The sequence below is a fragment of the Burkholderia guangdongensis genome (assembly GCF_013403875.1).
Classification (GTDB): domain Bacteria; phylum Pseudomonadota; class Gammaproteobacteria; order Burkholderiales; family Burkholderiaceae; genus Burkholderia; species Burkholderia guangdongensis.
This window is the reverse complement of sequence record NZ_JACBNX010000023.1, coordinates 62,930-83,509: the sequence shown is the minus strand read 5'-3', so window position 1 is coordinate 83,509 and position 20,580 is coordinate 62,930. Positions and strand designations below refer to the sequence as shown.

Sequence of the window (20,580 nt, the reverse complement as noted above, 5' to 3'; positions counted from 1 at the left end):
GTGCCGCTCAGAACTGCCACCACGCCTTCTTCGTGCCCGGCCGCGCGTGGCCGGTGATGTACGGGCTGTCCGGGAACGTGCCCGCGAGCACGCGCTTCGTATCCTCGGCGAGCTGCGGTTCGTTCAGCTTCTGGTACGACAGGATCATGATGTGCAGCGCGTCCTCGATCGCGGGCGCCCCCTTGAACTGCTGGATCGCGGACTGCGCGCGATTGATCGCGGCGACGTACGCGCCGCGACGATAGTAGTAGTCGGCCGCATGCACCTCGTGCGACGCGAGCGCGTTCACGATGTAGCGCATCCGCGCGGCGGCGTCCGGCGCGTACTTGCTCTTCGGATATTTGTCGACGACGGTCTTGAACGCGTCGTACGACTCGCGCAGCGACTGCGGATCGCGCTCGCTCATGTCCTGGCCGGAGAAGCGCCCGAACAGGCCGAGATCGTCGTTGAAGTGGATCATCCCCTTCAGGTAGTACGCGTACGAGATGTCCGGATGATCCGGGTGGAGCTGGATGAAGCGATCGATTGCCTGGTCGGCGGCCGCGGTTTCGTTGTCCTTCCAGTCGCAGTACGCGACGTTGATCTGCGCCTGCTGCGCGAACTGGCCGAACGGATCGCGACCCTGCAGCGACTCGAAATATTTCGCGCACTTGCTCCAGTCGCCGCTCGTCAGCGCATCCTGAGCCTCTGAGTATAATTTGTTGTTCGACCAGGCGACCGTCTCGTCCTGTTTCTGCGGCAAGCCGTGGCAGCCCGCGATGAGGGCGGCGGCCGCGGCCAGCGCAACCCGGACGGCTACGGTTCTTGCCGCGCGTTTGGTCGAATTCATCATGCTCGCATGTCCTAGCTTCAAGTCTCGGTGACCCAGTCTAAATGACCCGTTCAAGTTCGTTGCGTGCCCGGAAGGGCACGTCAAATCGCGACGATTATAGCCCAAGCGACCAGCCCGCCGACGCTCCGCCCGGCGATTCGCTCGACGATGATCTGACCGACGATGCGTTACACGCGCCCGTGCCGCAGTCTGCCGGCGATGTGCCGGGCGTCGATGCGTCGGGCGGCGCCACGCCGCGCGTCGTCGACGTGCCCGCCGCGCTCGCCGGCGAGCGTCTCGACAAGGCGCTCGCGCAGCTTTTCCCCGAATTCTCCCGCAGCCGGCTGCAGAGCTGGATCGAGGCGCAGCGCGTGCGTGTCGACGGCGCGCCCGCGAAGATCCGCCAGCCGGTGCCGCTGGGCGCGACGATCGAGCTCGTGCCCGACCTGCTGCCCGAGCAGCTCGCGTTCACGCCGGATCCGGTGCCGCTCGAGGTCGTCTACGAGGACGATGCGCTCGTCGTGATCGACAAGCCGGCCGGGCGCGTCGTGCATCCGGCCGCCGGCAACTGGAGCGGCACGATCCTGAACGGGCTGCTGCACCGCTACGGCGACGCGGCCGCCGGGCTGCCGCGCGCGGGGATCGTGCACCGGCTCGACAAGGAGACGTCGGGCCTGATGGTGGTCGCGCGCACGCTCGCGGCACAGACCGATCTCGTGCGCCAGTTGCAGGCGCGTACCGTGAAGCGCCGCTACTTCGCGCTCGTCTGGGGCAACATGCCGGACGAAGGCACGATCGATGCGCCGATCGGCCGGGATCCGCGCGAGCGCACGCGGATGGCGGTCGTGACCGGCGCGTCCGGCAAACCCGCGCGCACGCATTTCCGCACAGTTGACACATGTTTGTGGCAAGGTCAGCCGGTGTCCGCGATTCAATGCGATCTCGAGACCGGGCGCACCCATCAGATCCGTGTGCATTGCGCGCACATCGGGCATCCGCTGCTCGGCGACCCGGTGTACGGACGCGCGCGCGGCAAGCGCTCGGTCGCGCCGCTGCCCGGCGGCTTCGCGCGGCAGGCGCTGCATGCGTGGCGGCTCGGGCTCGTGCATCCGGTCACGGGCCGCGCGATGCGGTGGCGCTGCGCGCTGCCGGACGACATGACCGCGCTCGTCGACGCGCTCGGCTTCGGGCGCGACGACGCACAATACGATGACGCTGAATACGGCGATGCCGATGGCATCGGCGATGACGATTGGGGCGACGCGTATCTCGACGACGCGCCGCACGACGAGGAGGAGTGAGTGTCGATGACGAACCTGGCGCCGCTGACGTGGCGGGACTGCGTGCTGCCGGACTGGCAGGTGTCGCCGCGCGTGCGCGCGCTGATCACGACGCGCGACGGCGGCGTCAGCGGCGGCCCGTACGGCCGCTGGCACGACGGCGGCGAGCAGCCGGGCGGGATGAATCTCGGCCTGCACACGGGCGACGATCCGGCGCACGTCGCCGAGAATCGCGCGCGCGTGCTCGCGCTCGCCGGGCAGGCCGACGCCGCGTGGCTCGAGCAGGTGCACGGCGCGCAGATCGTGCGTGCCGACGACGTGATCGCGTCGCATGCCGCGGATGCCGGCCATGCGCCGCCGCCGCCGCGCGCGGACGCGAGCGTCACCGACCGGGCGAACGCACCGTGCGTCGTGATGGTCGCGGACTGCCTGCCGGTGCTGATCTGCGATGCGCAGGGGCGCGCGGTCGGCGCCGCGCATGCGGGCTGGCGCGGCCTCGCGGCCGGCATCGTCGAGCAGACGGCCGCGCGCGTCGCGGCGCTCGCGGGCGGGGCGGCCGACGGGCTTTGCGCGTACCTCGGGCCGGCGATCGGCCCGCACGCGTTCGAGGTTGGCACGGACGTTCGCGACGCATTTCTCGACACGGCCCCGCAGTCGGAGCATGATGCGGCTAATCGTGCTTTCGTCGCGATCGACGCCGCGCCCGGAAAGTATCTCGCCGATCTTTACGCGCTCGCGCGGCTGCGCCTCTTGCGTGCGGGTGTCACGCGCGTGAGCGGCGGCGACACGTGCACGGCGACGGAGCGCATGCGCTTCTACTCGTATCGGCGCGACCGGGTGACGGGCCGCATGGCCGCGTTCGTCTGGCTGGCGGACTGAACACGATGCATGGCGGGATTGCAATATGGGGCGATTTATTTCGTCTATTTTGTTGCGCCGCTACGCATTATTCGCAGCCTAATGAAAAATCGTCCAGTCAAGTGTAATGGCATGATTTTCTTCGGGGGCGGGGCCTTGTGCGGCGCGCCTCGGGGGGATTATCCTCGCGTGGAAAATGTCGTTTGTTTGACGCGATGCTTCACATGGGGAAAACGCTAGTGATAAAAATACCGCACTGCGGCAGAATCTGGAGTCTCGTCTCCGGAGCATGACGGCCCGGCTCGCTGGCCGGCGTGCCGTGCCTCGAGCAGGATTCGAAGATTGACGATCAGGAATCACCGGTAAGGCAAGTAATGACAGCCTCTAAAAACTCATCGAAGTCCGCTCAGTCGGACACTTCCGCGGGCCGCCCGGCAATCGATCCGATGGTCCAGCCGATGCAGCAGATGTTCGAGTCCTGGCTGAAAGCGTGGCGTGGCTTCGCCGATCCGGCTCGCGCTGCCGCCACGTCGGCCGCGTCAGCCGCATCGAACCCGTTCGTGACTTTTCAGTTCCCCCAATCATTTCCGTTCAAGATGCCGTCGATCGGTGCGATGGGTGACTTCGCCGGCGCGGCGTCGCCGTTCGCGGGCTTGAAGCTGCCGCTCGCGTCGGTTTCGCCCGAGCGCCTGCGCAAGCTGCAGACCGACTACTCGCGCGACTGCGTGTCGCTGATGCAGCAGGCGACGAGCGCGTCGCTCACGGCGCCGGAACTGAAGGACAAGCGCTTCGCCGGCGACGCGTGGAAGGCCTCGCCCGCGCATGCGTTCGCCGCGGCCTGGTATCTGCTCAACGCGCGCTATCTGCAGGAACTCGCGGAAGCGCTCGAGACCGATCCGAAGACGCGCGAGCGAATCCGCTTCACGGTCCAGCAGTGGACCGCCGCGGCCGCGCCGAGCAACTTCCTCGCGCTGAACCCCGACGCGCAGAAGTCGATTCTCGAATCGCAGGGCGAGAGCCTGCGGCAGGGGATGATGAACCTGCTCGGCGATCTGCAGCGCGGCAAGATCTCGCAATCCGACGAATCGCGCTTCGAGGTCGGCAAGAATCTCGCGGTCACCGCGGGCTCGGTCGTCTACGAGAACGACCTGATCCAGCTGATCCAGTACAAGCCGACGACGGACACCGTCTACGAGCGGCCGTTCCTGATCGTCCCGCCGTGCATCAACAAGTTCTACATCCTCGATCTGCAGCCGGAGAACTCGCTCGTCGCGCATGCGCTCGCGGCCGGCCACCAGGTGTTCCTCGTGTCGTGGCGCAGCGCCGACATGTCGGTCGCGCACAAGACCTGGGACGACTACATGAACGAGGGGATGTTCGCGGCGATCGACGCGGTTCAGCAGATCAGCGGGCATGACCAGATCAATGCGCTCGGTTTCTGCGTCGGCGGCACGCTGCTCGCGACCGCGCTGTCGGTGCTCGCCGCGCGCGGCGAACACCCGGTCGCGTCGATGACGTTGCTCACCGCGATGCTCGATTTCTCCGACACCGGAATTCTCGACGTGTTCGTCGACGAGGCGCACGTGCAGATGCGCGAGCAGACGATCGGCGGCAAGAACGGCTCGCCGCCGGGGCTGATGCGCGGGATCGAGTTCGCGAACACGTTCTCGTTCCTGCGGCCGAACGATCTCGTTTGGAACTACGTCGTCGACAACTACCTGAAGGGCCGCACGCCGCAGCCGTTCGATCTGCTGTACTGGAACGCCGACTCGACGAGCCTGCCCGGGCCGATGTACGCGTGGTATCTGCGGAACACGTATCACGAGAACAAGCTGCGCGTGCCGAATGCGGTCACCGTGTGCGGCGAGCCGGTCGATCTGTCGCGCATCGATGTGCCGACCTTCCTGTACGCTTCGCGCGAGGATCACATCGTGCCGTGGAAGAGCGCGTACGCGTCGACGTCGATCCTGAGCGGGCCGCTGAAGTTCGTGCTCGGCGCGTCGGGCCACATCGCCGGCGTGATCAACCCGCCCGCGAAGAAGAAGCGTAGTCACTGGACCTACGCCGCCGCCGGCCGCCTGCCCGAGAACCCCGACGACTGGTTCGCCGGCGCGACCGAGCACCCGGGCAGCTGGTGGCCGGTATGGCTCGAGTGGCTCGGCCAGTACGGCGGCGACAAGGTGGCGCCGCCCGCGTCGCCGGGCTCGAAGCAATTCCCGGTGATCGAGCCCGCGCCCGGCCGCTACGTGATGCAGCACGAGTGACAGACGAGAGAGAGAGACGAACTCGGGCGACGGCACGTGCCGTCCGTCGCCCGGCAGATTTTATCAACAGGGCAGGCAAGCGATGCGCCGTGTCGCGAGCGCCCGGAGGACAGGGAAATGACTGACGTAGTGATCGTATCGGCCGCCCGTACCGCGGTCGGCAAATTCGGCGGTTCGCTCGCGAAGATCGCCGCGCCCGAGCTCGGCGCGACCGTGATCAAGGCAGTGCTCGAACGCGGCGGCGTGAAGCCGGAGCAGGTCAGCGAAGTGATCATGGGTCAGGTGCTGACGGCGGGTTCGGGCCAGAACCCGGCGCGTCAATCGGTGATCAAGGCGGGGCTGCCGAGCGCCGTGCCGGGGATGACGATCAACAAGGTGTGCGGCTCCGGCCTGAAGGCCGTGATGCTCGCCGCGAACGCGATCGTCGCCGGCGACGCGGACATCGTCATCGCGGGCGGCCAGGAGAACATGAGCGCCGCGCCGCACGTGCTGCCGGGCTCGCGCGACGGCTTCCGCATGGGTGACGCGAAACTGATCGACAGCATGATCGTCGACGGCCTGTGGGACGTGTACAACAAGTACCACATGGGCATCACCGCGGAGAACGTCGCGAAGGAATACGGGATCACGCGCGAAGCGCAGGACGCGTTCGCGGCGCTGTCGCAGAACAAGGCGGAAGCCGCGCAGAAGGCCGGCCGCTTCAACGACGAGATCGTGCCGATCCTGATTCCGCAACGCAAGGGCGATCCGCTCAGCTTCGCGACCGACGAGTTCGTGCGCCACGGCGTGACGGCCGAATCGCTCTCGAGCCTGAAGCCGGCGTTCACGAAGGAAGGCACCGTGACGGCCGCGAACGCGTCGGGCCTGAACGACGGCGCGGCTGCCGTGCTCGTGATGTCGGCGAAGAAGGCCGAGGCGCTGGGCCTGAAGCCGCTCGCGCGCATCAAGGCGTACGCGAGCGCGGGCCTCGATCCGAGCGTGATGGGCATGGGCCCGGTGCCGGCGTCGCGCCGTTGCCTCGAGCGCGCGGGCTGGACGCCGGGCGATCTCGACCTGATGGAAATCAACGAAGCGTTCGCCGCGCAGGCGCTCGCGGTCCACCAGCAGATGGGCTGGGACACGTCGAAGGTGAACGTGAACGGCGGCGCGATCGCGATCGGCCACCCGATCGGCGCGTCCGGCTGCCGGATTCTCGTCACGCTGCTGTACGAGATGCAAAAGCGCGACGCGAAGCGCGGTCTCGCGTCGCTGTGCATCGGCGGCGGCATGGGCGTCGCGCTCGCCGTCGAACGTCCGTAATCGTCTCTCGGCGCCGGGCGGGCCCTGTTGCGGGGCCCGCCCGGCGCTTCGTGAGGTCAGAGGTCGCCCGCTCGGCCCTTCTCATCAAAATGTAAATGGAGTGAGTATATGACTCAGCGAGTTGCTTACGTAACGGGCGGTATGGGTGGCATTGGCACCAGCATTTGCCAGCGCCTGGCAAAGGACGGCTTCAAGGTCGTCGCGGGCTGCGGCCCGAATTCGCCGCGCCGCGTCAAATGGATCGAGGCCCAGAAGGCGCTCGGCTTCGATTTCGTCGCGTCGGAAGGCAACGTCGCCGACTGGGAATCGACGAAGGTCGCGTTCGACAAGGTCAAGTCCGAAGTCGGCGAGGTCGACGTGCTCGTCAACAACGCGGGCATCACGCGTGACGTCGTGTTCCGCAAGATGACGAGCGAAGACTGGACGGCCGTCATCGACACGAACCTGACGAGCCTGTTCAACGTGACGAAGCAGGTGATCGACGGGATGGTCGAGCGCGGCTTTGGCCGCATCATCAACATTTCGTCGGTGAACGGCCAGAAGGGGCAGTTCGGCCAGACGAACTACTCGACCGCGAAGGCCGGCATCCACGGCTTCACGATGGCGCTCGCGCAGGAAGTCGCGACGAAGGGCGTGACGGTCAACACCGTGTCGCCGGGCTACATCGGCACGGACATGGTGAAGGCGATCCGTCCGGAAGTGCTCGAGAAGATCGTCGCGACGATTCCGGTGCGCCGCCTCGGCACGCCGGACGAAATCGGCTCGATCTGCGCATGGCTCGCGTCGAACGAGGCCGGCTTCGCGACGGGCGCGGACTTCTCGCTGAACGGCGGCCTGCACATGGGCTGACCCCGGCTGCCCGGTTCCTCTCGCACCGGGCGAGCCCGCGTTTCGAAGCGCCCCGCGGTCGGCCTGCCGGACCACGGGGTTTGTTACTGCATTGCGCTGGCATGTAAAGGCGTTTCATGATCACTACAAAGAAAACCGCCGAGCGGCTCATCAAGAAGTACCCGAACCGCCGGCTATACGATACCGAAACGAGCACGTACATCACGTTGACGGACGTGAAGCAGCTCGTGCTCGATCAGGAGGATTTCAAGGTCATCGATGCGAAATCGAACGAAGACCTGACCCGCAGCATCCTCCTGCAGATCATTCTCGAGGAAGAAAGCGGCGGCGTGCCGATGTTCTCGTCGTCGATGCTGTCGCAGATCATCCGCTTCTACGGCCATGCGATGCAGGGGATGATGGGCACCTATCTGGAAAAGAACATCCAGGCGTTCATCGACATCCAGAACAAGCTGGCCGAGCAGTCGAAGAGCCTGTACGAGACCAATGCGATGAATCCGGAAGTCTGGTCGCAGTTCATGAACATGCAGGCCCCGATGATGCAGGGGATGATGACGAGCTATATCGAGCAGTCGAAGAACATGTTCGTGCAGATGCAGGAGCAGATGCAGAACCAGGCGAAGTCGATGTTCAGCTCGTTCCCGTTCAAGCCGCCTGGCGTGGCGGATCCGGACAAGAAGTAACGCCGGGACATGCGCGGTGCGGCGAAGCGCGCCGTGCCGGAATGAGGCGGGCCGTTCGCGCTCGCCGGCTCGATGTTTCTCGCCCGTTGCGTGGCGTCGCCGGCCGGCGGCGCGCGATGGCGCGCAAGCCCGCTTCGGGCGCGGTGTGCGTCGAGCGCGACCCAACCTGGAGAAGGTCATGTCGTCACGCACGTTGATGCGCCGCTTGCTTGCCGTCGTCGCCGTGACGATCGTCGGAATCGCGATGTCAGCCTGCTCGTCGCCGGGCCCGACGACGCAGGGGCTGAGCCAGATCCATCACGTGTTCGTGATCACGCTCGAAAACGAGAACTACGCGACGACGTTCGGCGCGAACACGAAGGCGCCGTATCTCGCACGGACGCTCGCGTCGCAGGGCGCGCTCGCGCAGCAGTACCACGGCACCGGGCACGTGAGCCTCGACAACTACATCTCGATGATCAGCGGGCAGTCGCCGACGATGGAAACGGACAACGACTGTCCGACCTATCGGGACGTCGCGCTGAAGGGCATGACGGCGGACGGCCAGGCGATCGGCGCCGGCTGCGTGTACCCGGCGTCGGTGAAGACGCTGCCCGATCAGCTGACGGCCGCCGGCCTCACGTGGAAGGGCTACGAAGAGGACATGGGCAACGACCCGAACCGCGAGGCGGCGACCTGCGGGCATCCGGCGCTGAACACCGTCGATCTCACGCAGGCGGCGCAGGCGCCGAGCGCGGCGGTGCCGCTGGGCGACCAGTACGCGACGCGCCACGATCCGTTCATGTATTTCCACTCGATCATCGACTCGCCGGACTGCGGGCAGCACGTCGTCAACCTGGACCGGATGACGGCCGACCTGCAGTCGGTCGCGACGACCGCGAACTTCAACCTGATCACGCCGAACCTGTGCAGCGACGGCCACGATTCGCCTTGCGCGAACGGCCAGCCCGGCGGTCTGGCGAGCGTCGACACGTTCCTGCAGAAGTGGGTGCCGCTCATCACGTCGTCGCCGGCGTTCAGGCAGGATGGCCTGTTGATCATCAACTTCGACGAGAGCAGCTACGCGTCGGTGACGCCGGCGCCCGGCGGCGAGGCGCTGACGTATACCGGCACCGCGTGCTGCCGCCAGCAGCCGGGGCCGAATCTCGAGCCGTTTCCGCAGAAAACGACGCTCAAGTACAAGGGTATGACGCTCACGGTGACCAAGCAGAGCTTCGGCGGCGACCGGACCGGCGCGGTGATGATCTCGAAGTTCATCAAGCCGGGCACGGTGTCGACGGTGCCGTACAACCACTACGCGATGCTGAAGAGCGTCGAGGACATCTTCGGCCTCGGCCATCTCGGCTATGCGGGACAGGCCGGGTTGCAGGGCTTCGGCACGGACATCTTCACGAACCCGTGATGGCGTGAAGTGGGCCGCGAGCCGCGCGAAGGTATCCGCGATCGTGCGCCATCTCGCCGATTCGAGCGCGGGCGCGACCGGCGAGCAGATCTACGACGCGTACGCGCAGACGATCGCGCTGCGCGCGCAGACCATCGCGGCGACGCGCGATTACGATTTCGTGCTGTCGCCGACCTTCCCGCGGCCCGCGTTCGGCGCGGAGGACACGCACGTCGAGCAGGAAGGCCTGAGCCCGATCGAGCAGGTCGTCTTTACGATCGTCTTCAACTTTTCCGAGCAGCCGGCCGCGTCGATCAACTGCGGGTACGCGTCCGACGGGATGCCGATCGGCCTGCAGATCGCGGGACGCCGTTTCGACGATCTCGGCGTGCTGCAGATGGCCCGCGCGTGGGAGCGGATGCGCCCCGCGCAGCGGGCGTGGCCGGAACCGGCGGAAGGTCAGTTGTAGATGTCGAACGAGAAGTACTTGCGCTCGATGCGCTGGTAGGTGCCGTCCTTGATGATGTCGGCGAGCGCCTTGTTGATCTGCACGCGCAGATCGTTGTCGTCCTTGCGCAGGCCGATCGCGGCGCCGACGCCGAGCGTCTTCGGATCGCGCAGCGTCGGACCGGCAAACTCGAAATTGGCGCCGTTCGCGGTCTTCAGGAAGCCGAGTTCCGCCTGGACCGACGATTGCAGCGATGCGTCGAGACGGCCGGAGACGAGATCCGCGTACACGAGATCCTGATTCTGATACGTGCGGAGGATCACGCCCTTCGGCTCCCAGTACGCGCGCGCGTAGGCTTCCTGCGTCGAACCCTGCTCGACGCCGACGCTCTTGCCCTTCAGCGATTCAGCGGTCGGCTGCAGGTTCGAGCCGCGCCGCGCGACGAGGCGGGGCAGCACGTTGTCGATCGGGTCGGTGAACGCGATCTGCTCCGCGCGTTTTTCGGTCACGCTCATCGACGACAGGATCCCGTCGAACTTCCTCGCCTTCAGCGCCGGGATCATCCCGTCGAATGCGTTTTCGATCCAGACGCACTTGACCTTCATCCGGTCGCAGATCGCGTTGCCGAGATCGATGTCGAAGCCGACGAGCTGGCCGTCGGTCGCCCTCGATTCGAACGGCGCATAGCTCGGGTCGACGCCGAAGCGGACGGTGGTCATGTCCTTCGCATATCCGGCGCTGGACGCCAGCGCGACGGCGAGCGCGAGTACGAGTTTGTTCATGGTGTCTCCTTGTGAATGACGGGTGTCGTTGGAATGTGAATGTCGCGGACGGGCGCAACGGCGCCGCTCGCCGGCGGCGGGCGGGAAGGTTCCATGCCGATGAAGGGCGCGCGCCCGTCCGATTCCTGAGCGGTCTAGCGCCCGGAATGCGGATCCCGCGTGCGTCGTGTCACGCGTGTCGGGGTGTCATGCTGCGGCGGTAGCTCGCGGGCGAGAAAGCGGCGGTCAGCCCGGCCATCGCGAGCGCGACGGCCAGATGCAGCAGCCACCCGGTGGTGAAGCTGCCGCCGGCATCGCGCAGCCAGCCGATCAGCCAGGGGCCGGCGGCGGCGATCGGGAAGCCGATGCCCTGCACGAACGCGGCCAGCGCGCCGGCGTCGTGAGGATTGGGCAGATGGTCGAGTGTGACGATCAGGCTCAGCGAGAAGAAGCCGCCGAGACCGAGCCCCGCGACCGCGACCCACAGCCACGGCGCGAGCGTCGGGAACATCGCGAAGCCGGCGAAGCCGACGCACTGCAGCGCGAGGGCCAGCCACAGAACCGGGCGCCGGTCGTCGGAGCGGCGGGCGAGCATCGGCATCAGGAACGCGGCGATCGCCTGGAACAGCGCCATCCACGCGAGCAGGTTGCCGCTCTGCTGGAGGTCCATGCCGATTTGCCGGTAAAAGGACGGCAGCCATGCGACGAGGCTCGAATAGCCGCTGTTCGCGAGACCGAAATACGCGGCGAGCTGCCATGCGCGCGGACGGCCGGCGAAGCGCGAGACCGACGGCGGCGCGGCGCCGGTCGCGACGGTGTCGGCGCCGTGCGGCGCGGCATTGCGCCAGAGCGCGAGCACGCCGAGCGCGGGCACTGCCCAGACGGCGAGCGCGAAGTGCCAGCCGACATGGCTCGCGAGCCACGGGCTCGTGACTGCGCCGAGCGCGCCGCCGCCGACCAGCGCTGCCGAGTAGAGCCCCATCGCCATCGGCATCCGGCTGGGAAACCAGCGCTTCGCGACGCCGGGCATCAGCGCCTGGACCGTCGCGACGCCGGCGCCGGCGACCCCGGCGCTGGCGATCAGCGTCGCGCTGCCATGCGTCACCGCGCGCAGTGCGCAGCCGACCGCGAGCAGCGACAGCGCGGCCAACAGCGCGTGCTTTTCGCCGATGCGGCGCGCGAGCCCGAAGCCGACGAACGCGACGACGCCCATCAGCACGAACGGCAGCGTCGTCAGCATCGCGGCGGACCGGAACGGCAGATCGATGTCGCGGCGCACGATATCCAGCACGGGGCCGACCGACGTGAGGAACGGCCGCAGGTTCAGGCCGACCAGCACCAGCAGGACCAGTGCGGCGGGCGACACGCTGGCCGCGGACGTGGCGCGTGTCGCGCGTGCGGTGGTGGCGTCGGACATGGTTTAAGTCCTCTTCTTGGACGACGGCGTCGTCGGGCCTGAACGGGAGGCGGCAAATCCGGCGAGACGAACGGGGCCCCCGCCATCGGACGATCGTACGCGATCCGGTACCCCGCGAACTATGCGGTTCGCGATATTGCCGATGCGATTGCGCATATGGCCAACGCCCGCTGTCGAGGCGGAAGCATGCGACGCGTTGGGCGGCGCGATGGGCGTCGGTATTCCGGAATCGATCATGCGATGCTCGCTGAGGGGCTGAATGGCGGTGCGTGGTGCGACGTGCGGAAAGGGTACGTGCTTGGGGCGGTATTTAAAAATTAAATATTCGACTGCGGTGCAGTGAAAAATGCGATGGGTTTCGGCGAGAATGAACTGCAGTCCGGGGCTGGTTTGCGGTGTATCAACGACGTTGACACGCTATGCTTCGGTCTCTACAATGTTTCAACGCGTTGATACGCAGTGCCGAGTTACGGCAGATTGCTGGAAAAATCGAATTTTGTAGGCAGATGACGGATAGATCGAAAAGGAGCGCGTGATGACAGTTCAAACCCTCAAGCGTTGGGGGAACAGTCTTGCGGTTCGAATTCCGGCGAGCGTCGCCCAAGAGGCGCATTTCGCGGAGGGACAGGAAGTCGACATTCATGTGGTTGATGGCAGGGTGCAAATTCTCGCGCACGTTGGCATCAAGCGCTTTTCTCGCGAGCGGTACTTGCAACAGCTCCGCGAGGCAAAGCTCGAGGCGCATCCGATCATCGACTTTGGCGAACCGCAGGGCAGTGAGTTCGGAGGACCGGACGAGCAAACCTGACGCGGAATCTGAAGGAAGAAAACAAGATGCTAAACGGCGTACCGGAAGCAGGTGATGTGATTCGGCTGTACATCGGGCCAAGTAAGGGTAATGAGCAAGACGGGTATCGAGCGGTGGTCGTAATCACACCAACTGATATCAATGAATTGACAGGGCGCGTTGTGGGTCTGCCGATCACATCGACGGTGCGGGGGTGGGAATCGGAGATTCCGCTTTCGAGTCTCGCGCGACCGGGCGTAGCGCTCGTGGACCAGATCGTGAACCTCTCTTTTAAGGCGCGAGGGTTCAAGTTCAACGGCGAGCGAGCCACGGACGAGGAAATGGAAGCGATTAGGTACGCGGTTCGGATGTTTCTCGATCTGTAACGTGACAACGGCGCCGTATGGCGCCGTTAGTTTAAATGGAGTAGCGAGATGTGGACATTCACCCGATTCGAACCGAGGCCGATTACGAGGCTGCCCTGAAGGCGGTGTCCGCACTCGTCGACGTGGATCCTGCGCCGGGCACGCCGGAAGGCGACGAACTGGAGATTCTGGCGATCTTCGTCGAGAAGTATGAGGCCGAGCACTTCCCGATGGCGGCACCGAGCCCGATCGATCGATGCGATCAAGTTTCGCATGGAGCAGGCGGGCCTGTCGGTCCCTGACATGCAGCCGTACATCGGGAACAGCAACCGCGTGTACGAGGTGCTGGCCGGCAGGCGCGCGTTGAGACAGCGAACGCGATGCGTTCGCTTGGATGGTGGTTTCCATGCGTGGCTATTCCTTCGCCTTAGTGAATCGGAAGTCGACGTACTCGCTAGCGTCGACGGTGTAGGGCTTGCGGGAGACGATCTTTCGCGTGTACTTGACGCCCGGCAGCTCGCCGATTGCCGCGCTCCCCATCGCTTTTTCGGGGATGCCGACGACTTCGGTTGCCGCTTGTTCCAGCGATTCCTTGCAATTAGCAGTGTTGGTCAGCGTGGCGGCTGGTGGTGGACGAGCCCGCCTCGGATGCCCATCGCAACCTCGCAGCTCGTCGCGGTAATCCGCGCGCTCGACGGCACGTGGCACAGGCCGTTCACGGCGCTCGAACTCGCCGCACTGCACGCTCTGATCGAGCCTGAGGAATATCTCGAACTCGACGGCTTGAGCGATTCCGCGTGGCGCGAGCGCATCGTCAGCGCCGTACCCCCTGACGCCGCGCAAGCGATCGTAGAGGTGATGGGGACGACGCTCTTGCTTGCCGAGTCTGGCGTAACATTCCAGCTGTCGTCGACGCCGGTTTGGGGGCGGGCGGTCACGGTGGTGTTGCCGGTTGATCAACCTTCGGAGTCGGCATGACGCGAAGCAATGCTCTGACGTGCAAGCTTAACCGCGTCGCTTCCCGGAGACTTCGCGGTTCGCGCATTCATTTCGGTGTATATCGCCTCACTCTCGCGCATGCAGGTTTCTATGGCGATTCCGAGCAAATTTTCGGATTCGAGAAATGCCGAGACCACGACGCCGAGCGACGCGATTACCATCTTGTTGGGTGTTCCCAGCGCCGTCCAGATTTCGTGTTTCCCAAGGAGCTTGATTGCGACGTCGATTCGATCTTGAGCACCGGCAATTTGAATCGCGCAGTGGTTCGGAAGTGGTTCCATGCTCCGAATTTCATCGATCGTGCATTTTGCGGCTGCTCCGAGAGCTTGCACCTGATAGAGGAAGTTCACTGGCAAAGGGCCGTTGGCGCGTGTTTCGTCAGCCCACTCTCGTATGCCAGCGATTTCGTCTCGGAGTATTCCGAGGCGGTAGGTGACGAAGCCCGCAGTTATGCGAGCTTCAACGAGCGCATCTGCGGTACGACGACGACGGTCGGAGGACGCGACGTAGAGTGCCGCGATCACGGCGCCGCAGGTGCCGACCGCGGTGGCTATGTCCCAGAAGTCCTTTGTGGAGTGCTCAGCGAACGCGACGATCGCCCAAATACGGTACAGCGCAAAGAATCCAATACCAAGCAGCAGCCACACAAACGCAAGCTGAGTGATTTCCCACGCGCGTTTCATAGCTTCCCCCGTATCTATTTTTTTGGGGGGGCGTAGCATGATCGCCTGGTCCGACCGCTTCAGTTCCTGCAGCATTCTGGCTGCGGCGGCCGGGAGCGATTGGTTTCCTTCTCTAGAAACGCCATCCGGCTGTTCGAGTCTCTGCCGAATTTTTTCGGGCGGGGAGAGGTGGTCTTGCCGACCGGTTGATCCCGAGATTCCCGCGACACGAATGCCACGTAGAGGTTTTTGCCGGCGGAGCCGTACTGTTCTTTCTTGGTCCGCCGGCGAAGGTCGAGGGTAAATGCGTCCGATTGACTAATTCGTTGTGCAGCGGCAGAGCGCCATTCTATCTTCGTTGCGAAGTAGAGGAACTTCGATGGATCCGGTCTTCCCGAGAGACATAGATTGTTCATTAAACGTCAAATAGAGCTCAGTGTCTTTCCAATTTCCTGTTTCTGCATAGTAATCGAAGAAAAGCAATGATCCACCAGCTATTGATGCGTGGCAGCATGAAATTATATTCAAATGCTATTTTTGTCAAAAAATTCCATAACCTCTTCTTTTTTGTGGATTTCTTTCAGTTCGCGGGGGATGGAGAAGTGGCGGTATATGCACAATAGGTTGAGCGAGTACGTTGCAAGGGCATAGGGGATAATGACATAAGGATGTTGGAGGCCTGAATTGTTTGTTGATATTCCGAGTGTTATTGTTGAGATTATTAAAAATAATATGCTCATGAAGAAGTGTGCGTCCAACAGAAAGGCCATTCTGCTCAATAGTGAGTGGGATGCGTCTCTCTTGATTTCTAAAAATTTCTCCCATTCATAGAAATCATATTGGTCTCCGGAAAATTCGCGCCCCCTCTTGTTCACTACTGTTGCTAGATAGCGTGCGGCGAGGGTGATGTAGAAGTTATTTTGATTTATCTCAATAAGGAATACCGTATTTATAAATACGATGGAGATGCAAAGAAATTGCAATGTGAAAGGGTTTATCGATAAAACGTCCTTGATGACGCCTGCCGCAAGGACGCCGGTAATGAGGGACATTTGTAGATTCAGTATTCTGCGATTAAATTCTGTTCTGTGCTGGGTCTCTTCTTTTGCGAAATTAAAGTCGAGCTCAATAAATTTATCGATGCAAAACGTCCGTGTTGTAGCGGTGGATGTGTTTTTTTTTACATCTTCGGTAGAATTCATCTGATGACTCCAAGAAGAAAGTTGCCGCGCGATGACGTTTAATTGGGGATCAAGTGCCGAGTCTCACGCAAAGTTGCGATTTGCAGTTTCAGTGATTCGGGGCTAGTCTTGCTCAAATCGATGAATTGTTCGTACCATTCTGGCCTGGTCGCGGAGCGTCTGCTAGTTTTCTTAGCTCACTGCGTTCTGCGAGATTATTTAGAGGACAATGGTAAAGAGCAACCCATGCGAACTGAGAATACGCCGTTCTTAAATTCAAGTGCATAAAATCCGCGTCGGGAAACACCCGAACCATCTGGTCAGGAATCGAAATTGCTCTGTCAAATCATCCTGCCTCGAACAACGTCATGGCGACCTTGTTCTAGAGGGTGATGGGGCCACATTCGCCTCTGCCGTGTCTCGAGGGCTGGAGGAGCCGCTTTGTCGGATGAGAAGGGGATTATCTCGGCGTACCGCAAGGCATTGGATTTCGGAAGGAGCGCCGCCTCAAAATGAGGCATGGGGGCGGCGGAAACGGTGGATGACTAGCGGCCGGGCCGTGGCGGGTCACTATTTTGCTTGTCGAAATGATTGAGTTCTTCGGTCGAGCGCCATTCCCCAGTGCGGCGGTCGACGCGCAGGATGCGCTTGCTGTCGCGCTTCGCGATCAGTATCAAATCTATAGACCCGTCATTGCTTTCCGGATCGAATCCAGAGGGATAAACGACGATCCGAGAAAAGGTATCGGCGACAAGCTTGCGAGCCAGCATCCACATATCGAAGTCGAAGGTTTCGACACCGTCCACAAGCCCGCGCCATGCTTCTGCAGCCGCGCGCACACCAGTAGATGACGCGGCGGCGAGGTGGTGCTCGATCGGTTCGATTTCGCGTCGTTCGCCTTCGAGCTCACTTACTAGTTCCCGAATGCGGCGCAGCACGGCGAACGGTGGTGCGACGTTATCAATGAGTAGCGCGTCGGTAGCACGCTGCACCTGAGCCTCTCGGTCGGCCGCTTCTGCCGAGCGTGGGCCAATTGCGCGCTGATCCGCGCCGTGTCCTTGCTTCAACATTTCTATGACCGGCCAGACGGCGGACGCACGCTCGGAGATTGGCTCGAACCCGACACCCTCGACTTCCCGAACCCGCTGCGGATCCTTGCCGACGCGGATCGGCGGGCGCCACGTGCCGGCGATTCAGCCTTGGCACTGTCTCCGGATCGCGGCCTTCACACGTTTGCTTTTCGTTTCAGATTCCTCGTGAGCCCGGATCATGACGAGCAGGCTATGTACGAGATCCATCGGTTGGGCCTTTAGCCGCTCCTGTTGTACTCACGGCCGTCGCTGGTCGTCACGACCGCAATGCCGGCGTTCACGATCTGCGCTTGCGCCTGAAGCGGTTCGGCGAGGCTCAGACGGCCCAGGCCCTCGACGACTAGAACGGAGCCAGCCGGCACTTGGCCCCCTCGACCGCGCACAGGAACACTCCGAGCGCGCCTTGTTTCACGTGTCGCTGGTGAAAGGCCGAAAGGCCTTCGTCCCGAAATGAAAGGGTCGCATCAACCGCCCTCTCGCGATCGCCGCCCAGCGAGCCGCGTGTTCGAGCTGGCGGCCTATACCGCCTCTCGCCGCTCGTTTTGGCTCGCTGGGCCCTAAATGGCTGTAAACTCTCGTCTTTGCCGCCATGCCCCCACATTCCAGATGTCTCAGTCCCCCAAAGTAGGCTTCGTCTCCCTCGGCTGCCCGAAAGCCCTCGTCGACTCCGAGCAGATCATCACCCAGCTCCGCGCCGAAGGTTATGAAATCTCCGGCACATACGACGGCGCCGATCTCGTCGTCGTCAACACCTGCGGCTTCATCGACGAGGCCGTGCAGGAAAGCCTCGACGCGATCGGCGAGGCGCTGACCGAAAACGGCAAGGTGATCGTCACCGGCTGTCTCGGCGCGAAAAAGAGCGCGAGCGGCACGGGCCTGATCGAGGAAGTGCATCCGAAGGTGCTCGCGGTCACCGGCCCGCACGCGCTCGGCGAAGTGATGCAGGCCGTCCATTCGCACCTGCCGAAGCCGCACGACCCGTTCGTCGATCTCGTCCCCGCCGCCGGCATCAAGCTCACGCCGCGCCACTACGCATACCTGAAGATCTCTGAAGGCTGCAACCATCGCTGCACGTTCTGCATCATCCCGTCGATGCGCGGCGATCTCGTGTCGCGTCCGGTCGCCGAAGTGATGCTCGAGGCCGAGAACCTGTTCAAGTCCGGCGTCAAGGAGCTGCTCGTGATCTCGCAGGACACGAGCGCGTACGGCGTCGACGTGAAGTTCCGCACCGGCTTCTGGAACGGCCGCCCGCTGAAGACGCGGATGACCGAACTCGTCGGCGCGCTCGGCGAGCTCGCCGCGCAGTACGGCGCGTGGGTGCGTCTGCATTACGTGTATCCGTATCCGCATGTCGACGAGATCATCCCGATGATGGCCGAAGGGCCGCTGAAGGGCCACGTGCTGCCGTATCTCGACGTGCCGTTCCAGCACGCGCATCCGGACGTATTGAAGCGGATGAAGCGCCCCGCGAACGCGGAGAAGGTGCTCGAGCGCGTGCGGCGGTGGCGCGAGATTTGCCCGGATCTGACGATCCGCAGCACGTTCATCGCGGGCTTCCCCGGCGAGACGGAAGAGCAGTTCGACACGCTGCTCGACTTCATCCGCGAGGCGGAACTCGACCGCGTCGGCTGTTTCGCGTATTCGCCGGTCGAAGGCGCGAGCGCGAACGAACTCGACGGCGCGCTGCCCGACGAAATTCGCGAGGAGCGCCGCGCGCGCTTCATGGAAGTCGCGGAGGAAGTGTCCGCGCGGCGCATCCAGCGCAAGGTCGGCAAGACGCTCAAGGTGCTGATCGACGAAGTCGGCGACGAAGGCGGCATCGGCCGCACGGCCGCCGATGCGCCGGAAATCGACGGGGTCGTCTACGTCGATCCGGCGACGAAGGCGTCGAAGCGTTACAAGGTGGGCGATTTCGTGTCCGTGAAGATCACGGGCGCGGATGGCCATGATCTCTGGGGCGAGGTGTAAGCGATGGCGACGCGGTTTCCCGAAATCCTCGCGCTCGGCGAGGCGATGATCGAATTCAACCAGTCGCGGCCCGGGCAGCCCGAATACCTGCAGGGTTTCGGCGGCGACACGTCGAACTTCTGCATCGCGGCCGCGCGGCAGGGCGCGTCGACGGGCTTCGTGTCGGCGGTCGGCGACGATCAGTTCGGCCGGCTGCTCGGCGATCTGTGGCGTGGCGAAGGTGTCGACACGACCTACGTGCGCGTCGATCGCGGCGCGCCGACCGGCGTGTATTTCGTGTCGCACGGGGCGGACGGCCATCAGTTCGACTACCTGCGTGCGGGCTCGGCCGCGAGCCGCTACGCACCGCAGGATCTGCCGCGCGACGCGCTCGCCGCCGCGAAGGCCGTGCATCTGTCGGGCATCAGCCTCGCGATCGGCACGCCCGCGTGCGATGCGGCGTTCGCCGCGATCGAGCACGCGCGCGCGCACGGCGCGAAGGTCAGCTTCGACACGAACCTGCGGCTCAAGCTGTGGCCGCTGCCGCGCGCCCGCGCGGTAATGCGCGAGGCGCTGCGTCAGACCGACATCTGCCTGCCGAGCTGGGACGATGTGACCGCGATCACGGGCGCCGACGACCGCGATGCGATCGTCGACGCGATGCTCGAGCTCGGCCCGCAGGTCGTCGCGCTGAAGCTCGGCAAGGACGGCTCGTACGTCGCGACGCCGAACGAGCGGCGCGTCGTGCCGGGCTTCTCGGTGGCGGCCGTCGATGCGACGGGCGCCGGCGACTGCTTCGGCGGCGCGTTCGTCGCGCGGATCGTCGCGGGCGACGATCCGTTCGAGGCCGCGCGCTACTCGAACGCGGCGGCGGCGCTGTCGACGCTCGGCTACGGCGCGGTCGCGCCGATTCCGCGCAAGGACGCGGTCGAGCGCCTGATGCGAGGAGCGGCATGAAGCCGGGGCGGCATTCGGGCGCGCGGCGCGCATTCGTCACGGCCTGTCTGCTCGCGGCGGGCTCGCTCGCCACGCGCGCGTTCGCGGCGGCGCCGGCGAATATGCCGCCCGACGACGACGCACCCGCGAAGCCGCTGAAGCCGAATCCCGCGTTCGCACACCTGCAGCGCTACGAAGGCACGCTCGGCGGCCGGCCGATCGTCGTGCATCTGGGCCCGAAGGACGACGAGTCGGGCGTGCACGGCGAGTACCAGTTCAAGGACACCGGCGAAGTCGTGCTGCTCGCGGGCGACCGTGACGGCGACACGCTCGAGATCGAGGAGTCCAACGACGGCACGAACATCACCGGCGTGTGGGTCGGCCGCTTCGACGACGCGGGCGGCCTGAGCGCGGACCGGATGAACGCCGACGAGTCGGATCCGCAGCCGGTCGTGCTGAAGCCGGTCGGCGCGTCGCGCTCCGCGCTGCAGGTTCGCGACGGCGGCCGTTTTGGCTATGCTTGACCGCCTTTTCCCTCGCCATTCGCCCGGCTTGCGCCGG

At 64.3% G+C, this 20,580-nt stretch carries 21 protein-coding genes and 1 pseudogene; 16 read left to right on the top strand and 6 right to left on the bottom strand.

Translation table 11 applies throughout. The annotated features are described in order from the left end of the window. Window positions 1-7: 7 nt before the first annotated feature. The gene (locus HZI36_RS21255; protein ID WP_179404637.1) at window positions 8-832 is read right to left on the bottom strand and encodes an outer membrane protein assembly factor BamD; all 825 of its coding nucleotides are present in this window, start codon (window positions 830-832) and stop codon (window positions 8-10) included. Window positions 833-873: 41 nt separating this feature from the next. Here HZI36_RS21255 and HZI36_RS21250 point away from each other — a divergent pair, with 41 nt between their 5' ends. From HZI36_RS21250 to HZI36_RS21215, 8 genes are all read left to right on the top strand, one after another. After that, window positions 874-2,112 (top strand): RluA family pseudouridine synthase, encoded by a 1,239-nt coding sequence (locus HZI36_RS21250; RefSeq protein ID WP_179404636.1) that lies wholly within the window; start codon window positions 874-876, stop codon window positions 2,110-2,112. 6 nt (window positions 2,113-2,118) lie between these two features. After that, window positions 2,119-2,970, top strand: a complete 852-nt coding sequence (pgeF, locus tag HZI36_RS21245; protein ID WP_179404635.1) for a peptidoglycan editing factor PgeF — start codon at window positions 2,119-2,121, stop codon at window positions 2,968-2,970. A gap of 353 nt (window positions 2,971-3,323) precedes the next feature. Beyond that, window positions 3,324-5,213, top strand: coding sequence for a class I poly(R)-hydroxyalkanoic acid synthase (phaC, locus tag HZI36_RS21240; RefSeq protein WP_179404634.1), 1,890 nt, complete (start codon window positions 3,324-3,326; stop codon window positions 5,211-5,213). A gap of 117 nt (window positions 5,214-5,330) precedes the next feature. Then, window positions 5,331-6,512, top strand: a complete 1,182-nt coding sequence (locus HZI36_RS21235) for an acetyl-CoA C-acetyltransferase (protein WP_179404633.1) — start codon at window positions 5,331-5,333, stop codon at window positions 6,510-6,512. 108 nt (window positions 6,513-6,620) lie between these two features. After that, entirely contained in the window at window positions 6,621-7,361 is a 741-nt protein-coding gene (locus HZI36_RS21230; RefSeq protein WP_179404632.1) for a 3-ketoacyl-ACP reductase, read from the top strand. Window positions 7,362-7,477: 116 nt separating this feature from the next. Further along, window positions 7,478-8,044, top strand: a complete 567-nt coding sequence (gene phaR / locus HZI36_RS21225; protein WP_179404631.1) for a polyhydroxyalkanoate synthesis repressor PhaR — start codon at window positions 7,478-7,480, stop codon at window positions 8,042-8,044. Between the two features lie 178 nt (window positions 8,045-8,222). Continuing rightward, window positions 8,223-9,446, top strand: a complete 1,224-nt coding sequence (locus tag HZI36_RS21220; RefSeq protein ID WP_179404630.1) for an alkaline phosphatase family protein — start codon at window positions 8,223-8,225, stop codon at window positions 9,444-9,446. A 4-nt stretch (window positions 9,447-9,450) separates the two neighbouring features. Further along, entirely contained in the window at window positions 9,451-9,894 is a 444-nt protein-coding gene (locus HZI36_RS21215) for an amidase family protein (RefSeq protein ID WP_343050341.1), read from the top strand. Here HZI36_RS21215 and HZI36_RS21210 read toward each other — a convergent pair. Beyond that, the gene (locus HZI36_RS21210; protein WP_179404628.1) at window positions 9,885-10,655 is read right to left on the bottom strand and encodes an ABC transporter substrate-binding protein; all 771 of its coding nucleotides are present in this window, start codon (window positions 10,653-10,655) and stop codon (window positions 9,885-9,887) included. The two genes, HZI36_RS21215 and HZI36_RS21210, sit on opposite strands and share 10 nt — an antisense overlap. A gap of 169 nt (window positions 10,656-10,824) precedes the next feature. Beyond that, window positions 10,825-12,051, bottom strand: a complete 1,227-nt coding sequence (locus tag HZI36_RS21205) for a cyanate transporter (protein WP_179404627.1) — start codon at window positions 12,049-12,051, stop codon at window positions 10,825-10,827. 535 nt (window positions 12,052-12,586) lie between these two features. Between HZI36_RS21205 and HZI36_RS21200 the strand changes: the two genes are divergently transcribed. The 4 genes from HZI36_RS21200 to HZI36_RS21185 all read left to right on the top strand — a co-directional run bounded on the left by HZI36_RS21200 (window position 12,587) and on the right by HZI36_RS21185 (window position 14,181). Continuing rightward, window positions 12,587-12,859, top strand: a complete 273-nt coding sequence (locus HZI36_RS21200) for an AbrB/MazE/SpoVT family DNA-binding domain-containing protein (protein WP_179404626.1) — start codon at window positions 12,587-12,589, stop codon at window positions 12,857-12,859. A gap of 26 nt (window positions 12,860-12,885) precedes the next feature. After that, on the top strand, window positions 12,886-13,224 hold the full coding sequence (locus HZI36_RS21195; RefSeq protein WP_179404625.1) for a type II toxin-antitoxin system PemK/MazF family toxin: 339 nt from the start codon (window positions 12,886-12,888) through the stop codon (window positions 13,222-13,224). Window positions 13,225-13,274: 50 nt separating this feature from the next. Next, window positions 13,275-13,505, top strand: a complete 231-nt coding sequence (locus tag HZI36_RS21190; protein ID WP_425485279.1) for a helix-turn-helix domain-containing protein — start codon at window positions 13,275-13,277, stop codon at window positions 13,503-13,505. Between the two features lie 346 nt (window positions 13,506-13,851). Then, window positions 13,852-14,181 carry a DNA methyltransferase gene (locus tag HZI36_RS21185; RefSeq protein WP_218884167.1) on the top strand — a complete coding sequence of 110 codons (330 nt, stop codon included), beginning with the start codon at window positions 13,852-13,854 and terminating at the stop codon, window positions 14,179-14,181. On the opposite strand, the gene HZI36_RS21180 is transcribed toward HZI36_RS21185, so the two are convergent. Next, a complete protein-coding gene (locus HZI36_RS21180; RefSeq protein WP_179404624.1) occupies window positions 14,160-14,960 on the bottom strand; it encodes a hypothetical protein in 801 nt (266 codons plus the stop codon). The two genes, HZI36_RS21185 and HZI36_RS21180, sit on opposite strands and share 22 nt — an antisense overlap. A 110-nt stretch (window positions 14,961-15,070) precedes the next feature. On the opposite strand from HZI36_RS21180, the pseudogene HZI36_RS27065 reads away from it, so the two are divergent. Further along, window positions 15,071-15,163: pseudogene (locus HZI36_RS27065) on the top strand (DNA adenine methylase); the annotation flags it as partial. Window positions 15,164-15,388: 225 nt separating this feature from the next. Here HZI36_RS27065 and HZI36_RS21175 read toward each other — a convergent pair. Next, on the bottom strand, window positions 15,389-16,066 hold the full coding sequence (locus HZI36_RS21175) for a hypothetical protein (RefSeq protein WP_179404623.1): 678 nt from the start codon (window positions 16,064-16,066) through the stop codon (window positions 15,389-15,391). Between the two features lie 524 nt (window positions 16,067-16,590). Next, window positions 16,591-17,115: a hypothetical protein gene (locus HZI36_RS27380; protein ID WP_343050340.1), complete on the bottom strand. Its 525-nt coding sequence runs from the start codon at window positions 17,113-17,115 to the stop codon at window positions 16,591-16,593. 627 nt (window positions 17,116-17,742) lie between these two features. On the opposite strand from HZI36_RS27380, the gene rimO reads away from it, so the two are divergent. The 3 genes from rimO to HZI36_RS21155 are packed head-to-tail and all read left to right on the top strand — an operon-like array spanning window position 17,743 to window position 20,543. Beyond that, window positions 17,743-19,104, top strand: coding sequence for a 30S ribosomal protein S12 methylthiotransferase RimO (rimO, locus tag HZI36_RS21165; protein WP_179404622.1), 1,362 nt, complete (start codon window positions 17,743-17,745; stop codon window positions 19,102-19,104). A gap of 3 nt (window positions 19,105-19,107) precedes the next feature. Beyond that, a complete protein-coding gene (locus HZI36_RS21160) occupies window positions 19,108-20,040 on the top strand; it encodes a sugar kinase (RefSeq protein ID WP_179404621.1) in 933 nt (310 codons plus the stop codon). Then, on the top strand, window positions 20,037-20,543 hold the full coding sequence (locus HZI36_RS21155) for a hypothetical protein (protein WP_179404620.1): 507 nt from the start codon (window positions 20,037-20,039) through the stop codon (window positions 20,541-20,543). Before HZI36_RS21160 ends, HZI36_RS21155 begins: the two co-directional genes overlap by 4 nt. Window positions 20,544-20,580: the final 37 nt, after the last annotated feature.

Coding starts and splice junctions, on each gene's coding strand:
- HZI36_RS21255 (WP_179404637.1), bottom strand. CDS start 832: ATGATGAATTCGACCAAACGCGCGGCAAGAACCGTAGCCGTCCGGGTT.
- HZI36_RS21250 (WP_179404636.1), top strand. CDS start 874: ATGACCCGTTCAAGTTCGTTGCGTGCCCGGAAGGGCACGTCAAATCGC.
- pgeF (WP_179404635.1), top strand. CDS start 2,119: ATGACGAACCTGGCGCCGCTGACGTGGCGGGACTGCGTGCTGCCGGAC.
- phaC (WP_179404634.1), top strand. CDS start 3,324: ATGACAGCCTCTAAAAACTCATCGAAGTCCGCTCAGTCGGACACTTCC.
- HZI36_RS21235 (WP_179404633.1), top strand. CDS start 5,331: ATGACTGACGTAGTGATCGTATCGGCCGCCCGTACCGCGGTCGGCAAA.
- HZI36_RS21230 (WP_179404632.1), top strand. CDS start 6,621: ATGACTCAGCGAGTTGCTTACGTAACGGGCGGTATGGGTGGCATTGGC.
- phaR (WP_179404631.1), top strand. CDS start 7,478: ATGATCACTACAAAGAAAACCGCCGAGCGGCTCATCAAGAAGTACCCG.
- HZI36_RS21220 (WP_179404630.1), top strand. CDS start 8,223: ATGTCGTCACGCACGTTGATGCGCCGCTTGCTTGCCGTCGTCGCCGTG.
- HZI36_RS21210 (WP_179404628.1), bottom strand. CDS start 10,655: ATGAACAAACTCGTACTCGCGCTCGCCGTCGCGCTGGCGTCCAGCGCC.
- HZI36_RS21205 (WP_179404627.1), bottom strand. CDS start 12,051: ATGTCCGACGCCACCACCGCACGCGCGACACGCGCCACGTCCGCGGCC.
- HZI36_RS21200 (WP_179404626.1), top strand. CDS start 12,587: ATGACAGTTCAAACCCTCAAGCGTTGGGGGAACAGTCTTGCGGTTCGA.
- HZI36_RS21195 (WP_179404625.1), top strand. CDS start 12,886: ATGCTAAACGGCGTACCGGAAGCAGGTGATGTGATTCGGCTGTACATC.
- HZI36_RS21185 (WP_218884167.1), top strand. CDS start 13,852: ATGCCCATCGCAACCTCGCAGCTCGTCGCGGTAATCCGCGCGCTCGAC.
- HZI36_RS21180 (WP_179404624.1), bottom strand. CDS start 14,960: ATGCTGCAGGAACTGAAGCGGTCGGACCAGGCGATCATGCTACGCCCC.
- HZI36_RS21175 (WP_179404623.1), bottom strand. CDS start 16,066: ATGAATTCTACCGAAGATGTAAAAAAAAACACATCCACCGCTACAACA.
- HZI36_RS27380 (WP_343050340.1), bottom strand. CDS start 17,115: ATGTTGAAGCAAGGACACGGCGCGGATCAGCGCGCAATTGGCCCACGC.
- rimO (WP_179404622.1), top strand. CDS start 17,743: ATGTCTCAGTCCCCCAAAGTAGGCTTCGTCTCCCTCGGCTGCCCGAAA.
- HZI36_RS21160 (WP_179404621.1), top strand. CDS start 19,108: ATGGCGACGCGGTTTCCCGAAATCCTCGCGCTCGGCGAGGCGATGATC.
- HZI36_RS21155 (WP_179404620.1), top strand. CDS start 20,037: ATGAAGCCGGGGCGGCATTCGGGCGCGCGGCGCGCATTCGTCACGGCC.